Source organism: Dietzia sp. E1, assembly GCF_014145015.1.
GTDB lineage: Bacteria > Actinomycetota > Actinomycetes > Mycobacteriales > Mycobacteriaceae > Dietzia > Dietzia cinnamea_A.
On sequence record NZ_JAALDU010000017.1, the window covers coordinates 1 to 4,095 of the forward strand.

5 protein-coding genes and 1 pseudogene are annotated in these 4,095 nt (G+C 72.1%); 1 reads left to right on the plus strand and 5 read right to left on the minus strand.

Going from position 1 to position 4,095, the window contains the following annotated elements; genetic code table 11:
• Positions 1 to 188 (minus strand): annotated as a pseudogene (locus G6030_RS00895) (rhodanese-like domain-containing protein); the annotation flags it as partial.
• A 238-nt stretch (positions 189 to 426) separates the two neighbouring features.
• Here G6030_RS00895 and ygiD point away from each other — a divergent pair.
• Positions 427 to 1,218 carry a 4,5-DOPA dioxygenase extradiol gene (gene ygiD / locus G6030_RS00900; RefSeq protein ID WP_182641898.1) on the plus strand — a complete coding sequence of 264 codons (792 nt, stop codon included), beginning with the start codon at positions 427 to 429 and terminating at the stop codon, positions 1,216 to 1,218.
• Positions 1,219 to 1,251: 33 nt separating this feature from the next.
• Here the strand turns inward: ygiD and G6030_RS00905 are convergent, their stop codons facing one another.
• From G6030_RS00905 to G6030_RS00920, 4 genes are all read right to left on the minus strand, one after another.
• Complete coding sequence (locus tag G6030_RS00905; protein ID WP_182641899.1) at positions 1,252 to 2,022, minus strand: type III pantothenate kinase; 771 nt, start codon at positions 2,020 to 2,022, stop codon at positions 1,252 to 1,254.
• Positions 2,023 to 2,039: 17 nt separating this feature from the next.
• Positions 2,040 to 2,465: an aspartate 1-decarboxylase gene (gene panD, locus G6030_RS00910; RefSeq protein WP_007630228.1), complete on the minus strand. Its 426-nt coding sequence runs from the start codon at positions 2,463 to 2,465 to the stop codon at positions 2,040 to 2,042.
• Positions 2,466 to 3,452: a pantoate--beta-alanine ligase gene (gene panC, locus G6030_RS00915; protein WP_182641900.1), complete on the minus strand. Its 987-nt coding sequence runs from the start codon at positions 3,450 to 3,452 to the stop codon at positions 2,466 to 2,468. It lies immediately after the preceding gene.
• On the minus strand, positions 3,449 to 4,095 hold a 647-nt coding region (locus G6030_RS00920), incomplete at its 5' end, for a DUF2520 domain-containing protein (protein WP_182641901.1). The genes G6030_RS00920 and panC, both read right to left, overlap by 4 nt.

The window sequence follows — 4,095 nt, forward strand, 5'->3', positions numbered from 1 at the left end:
CGGGCCTCGACGGCGATCGCGCCGGCGAGGACGCCCTGACGCTCGCGCTGGGCGCGGGAGCGGATGTCCACGACCAGCGCGCCCGCCCGCACGGCGGCGGGGTACTCGGCGGCGGTGAGGACCGTGTCGCCGGTGGCGGCGGAGCGGGCGGGGGTGGTGTCGGTGGAGGTCCGAACGGATGACGTCATCTGGTGCTCCCGGGAGGGGTGTCGGCGTGGGACTGGCTGAGGGGCTGCCGGCCGGGAACACCAGTGCTGAACCCGCACGGATGGCGCCGGACCGGCCGGGGGCATTCGTCGCGCGTTCATGACGGCAATAGTAGACAGACCGGTCTATCTACCGCAAGGGCGGAGGCGCGTACGGGTGGAGCCGGTGGCGTCGACAGGGGTAGTTGATACATCATGTATGAAGATCGAAGGAGAAGCGATGACCCCCTCACCCGCCCGCCAGCCCGCAGTCTTCATCGGCCACGGTGTCCCCCTCAACGCCCTCGAGGTCAACGAGTGGACCCGCCACTGGGCCGCGCTCGGCGACTCGCTCCCCGAGCGCCCCCGGGCGGTGTTGGCCGTCTCGGCGCACTGGTACATCAACGCCACGGCCGTCACCGCGATGAGCTCACCACGCACCATCCACGACTTCTTCGGCTTCCCCCGCGAGCTCAACGAGTTCGAGTACCCCGCCGCCGGCGCTCCCGAGCTCGCGGCCGAGGTGGCCGAGGTCGTCAAGCCGACCTGGGTGGGCGCCGACCTGGACTCGTGGGGCCTCGACCACGGGACGTGGTCGGTGCTCGCGCACGTCTTCCCCGACGCCGACGTCCCGGTCGCCCAACTGTCGGTCGACGCCACCAAGCCGGCGAGCTACCACTTCGACCTGGGCACCAAGCTCGCCGCGCTCCGCGACTCCGGCGTGCTGGTCCTGGCCAGCGGCAACGTCGTGCACAACCTCGGCGCGGTCGATCCGTCCCGCGGCAACGCCGGCACCGACTGGGCGCACCGCTTCGACGACCACGCCCAGGAGCTGCTCACCTCGCGGCCCGAGGACGCCCTCGCGCTGCTCGAGCATCCGGACGCGCAGGCGTCCGTGCCGACAGCCGACCACTTCCTGCCCCTGCTGTACACGGCCGGGATGGCCGCCGGGACCGGCGAGACGCTCGACGCCTTCAGCAAGGGCTACGCGTGGGGCTCGGTGTCCATGACCAGCTACCGCTCCGCGGCCTGACGGGGTCGCTGCCGGGTTCGGACGACCGGGAGGTCAGCAGTTGCGGTCGAACACCAGCCGCAGCCCCTCGAGCGCCAGCTCGGGCTCGACGTCGGTGATGGTCCGCGACTCCTCGGCGACGACGTCCGCGCGCAGCCCGGTGAGCACGACCGACGCGTCGGCCAGCTCGTCGACGTCGGTGCGCAGGCGGTCGACGAGGGCGTCGATCTGGCCGGCGAACCCGATCACGATCCCCGCCTGTAGCGCGGCGACGGTGTTCTTGCCCAGCGCTCCGCGTGGCCGCACGACCTCGATCTTGCGTAGGAGGGCCGTGCGGTCGGCGAGGGCGTCGACGGAGATGTCGATGCCCGGCGCGATCGCCCCACCGAGCAGCTCGCCGCGCGCGGAGACCGCGTCGACGGTGGTCGCCGTGTCGACGTCGACGACGACGACGGGCCCGTCGAACAGGTGGTGGGCGGCCAGCGCGTTGACCACGCGGTCAGAGCCCACCTCCCGCGGGTTGTCGACCTTGAGCGGCACCCCGGTCTTCACCCCGGGCGCGACGACGACGGCCGGCAGCTGCGGCCAGTAGTCGGCGGCCATCCTCCGGAGTTCGCCCGTGACCGACGGGACCACGGACATCGCGGCGATGCCGGTGAGCTGCTGAGCGCAGTCCCCCAGTAGTCCGCGGATCGTCAGGGCGAGCTCGTCGGACGTCACCGCCGGGGAGGTGCGCATGCTCCAGGTGCGCTCGAGCGGGCCGCCGCCGGGGTGGAAGACGCCGAGTCGGATGTGCGTGTTACCGACGTCGACGGTGAGCAGCATGTCCTGTCCGTGCCGGGTTAGACGGCGGCCGGCTCGGGCACGCGCGGGTTCTTCAGGCCCGAACCCTCGGGGACGTCCGCCGGGTCGGTGCCCTCGGTGAGCATGCGGTTCTCGCCGTCGACGAACACGACGCGGGGCTTGTACGCGCGGGCCTCGGCGTCGTCCATCTGGGCGTAGGCGATGATGATGACCAGGTCGCCGGGGTGGACGAGATGCGCGGCGGCGCCGTTGATGCTGATGACCCCCGAGCCGCGCTCACCGGTGATGGCGTAGGTGGTCAGGCGGCTGCCGTTGTCGATGTCGACGATGTCGATCTGCTGGCCCTCGAGCAGGTCGGCGGCGTCCATGAGGTCGGCGTCGATCGTGCAGGAGCCGACGTAGTGCAGGTCGGCCTGGGTGACGGTGGCACGGTGGATCTTGGAGTGGAGCATGGTGCGCTGCATCTACAGGCCTTCCTTCAGGTCTTCGGCCATTTCGGCCTGCTGGGCGGCGACGGTGGCCTCGGCTGCCGCGAGGAAGCCGGTGCCGATGGCCACGCCGACGTTGTCGATGAGTCTGGTGGTCCCGATACGGGCCGCGACGAGAAGTCGGCCGGGGCCCTCCTCAGGCGGTTCGCCGAGGTCGGCTCCCCGCAGCTCGAGGTAGTCCACGGAGATCTGGGGGCGTTCGCTCAGGACCGCGCGGGCGGCGTCGACGACGGCCTGCCGTCCGCCCTTCGCCGCGAACGTCCCGGCGACCAGGGCGGCGTTGAGAACAGTGGCGAGTTCCCGCTCGTCGTCGGAGAGGTAGCGGTTGCGGGAGCTCATGGCCAGGCCGTCGGACTCGCGGACGGTGGGCACTCCGACGATGCGGACGTCCATGTCGAGGTCCGCGACCATCTGGCGGATGAGCACGAGCTGCTGGTAGTCCTTCTCGCCGAAGAACGCCTGGTGCGGTCGGACGATGTTGAACAGCTTGTTCACCACGGTGAGCATCCCGGCGAAGTGGCCGGGGCGGGCCGCGCCGTCGAGGATCTCACCCGTCGGTCCCGGCTGCAGTGTCGTCCGCGGACCCTCGGGGTACATGGCGGCGGCGCTGGGCGCGAAGACCAGCTCGACGCCGGCATCGGCGAGGCGGGCGACGTCCTCGTCCAGCGTCCGCGGGTAGGCGTCGAGGTCCTCGCCGGGACCGAACTGCAGCGGGTTGACGAAGATCGATACGACCACGACCGAACCGGGGGTCCGGCGGGCGGCCTCGACCAACGCGAGGTGACCCTCGTGGAGCGCCCCCATGGTGGGCACGAACGTGACCTGCCTGCCGACCTTGCGCAGGGACTCGGTGACGGTGCTCAGGGTGGCCGGGTCGTGGTGGACGGTCAGCTCACCGCGGTTGTAGCCGGTGGCGGGACGGCCGGGCACCGCGGTGCGCACCGGGTACGTCGTGGAGGTCATCGAAGCTGCTCCGTGAGGTCGGGGGCCAACAGGTCGGTCACGTCGGGGCCGGCGCCCACGCGGTCGGCGGTGCGCTGGGCGAGCGCCCGGTACCCGGTGGCGATACCGCCGTCGACGTCTTCGAGGGCGTCGAGGTGGCGGGACACGGTGACGGCGTCGCCGCGCATCACGGGCCCCGTCAGCGCGGAGTCGCCGGACGCCAGGACGTTGTCGAGGGCCGCCCGCAGCAGCGGCTCGAGCGTCCGGCGGGCGAGCGCCTCGGCGTCCGCACCGAGCATGCCGTCGGGATCACCCTCGACGGCCCCGCCGGGCAGGACGGAGAACGAGGCCGCGAGCGCCTCGGCCGCGTCGTTGACGAGAGTGACCAGGTGGTTCGCCCCGTGGGCGAGGGCCGCGTGGTACAGGGCGCGGTGGGATTCGGCGACCGTGACGGGCAGACCGCCTGTCTCCATGACCAGCATCTGGCCCACCACGAGGCCGACCTCGTCCGGCGCGGTCAGGGCCCACGAACAGCCCTCCATGCGGTCGACGTCGGCCGATCCGCCGGTGAAGGTCATGGCCGGGTGGGCCGCCACGACCACGGCGCCGGCGTCGGCGGCCGGGCGCAGGACCTCCGCGCCGACCGCGCCCGCGACGTGGACGA

Excerpts from the sequence above, each read along its gene's own strand:
- ygiD (WP_182641898.1), top strand. The coding sequence starts at position 427 with ATGACCCCCTCACCCGCCCGCCAGCCCGCAGTCTTCATCGGCCACGGT.
- G6030_RS00905 (WP_182641899.1), bottom strand. The coding sequence starts at position 2,022 with ATGCTGCTCACCGTCGACGTCGGTAACACGCACATCCGACTCGGCGTC.
- panD (WP_007630228.1), bottom strand. The coding sequence starts at position 2,465 with ATGCAGCGCACCATGCTCCACTCCAAGATCCACCGTGCCACCGTCACC.
- panC (WP_182641900.1), bottom strand. The coding sequence starts at position 3,452 with ATGACCTCCACGACGTACCCGGTGCGCACCGCGGTGCCCGGCCGTCCC.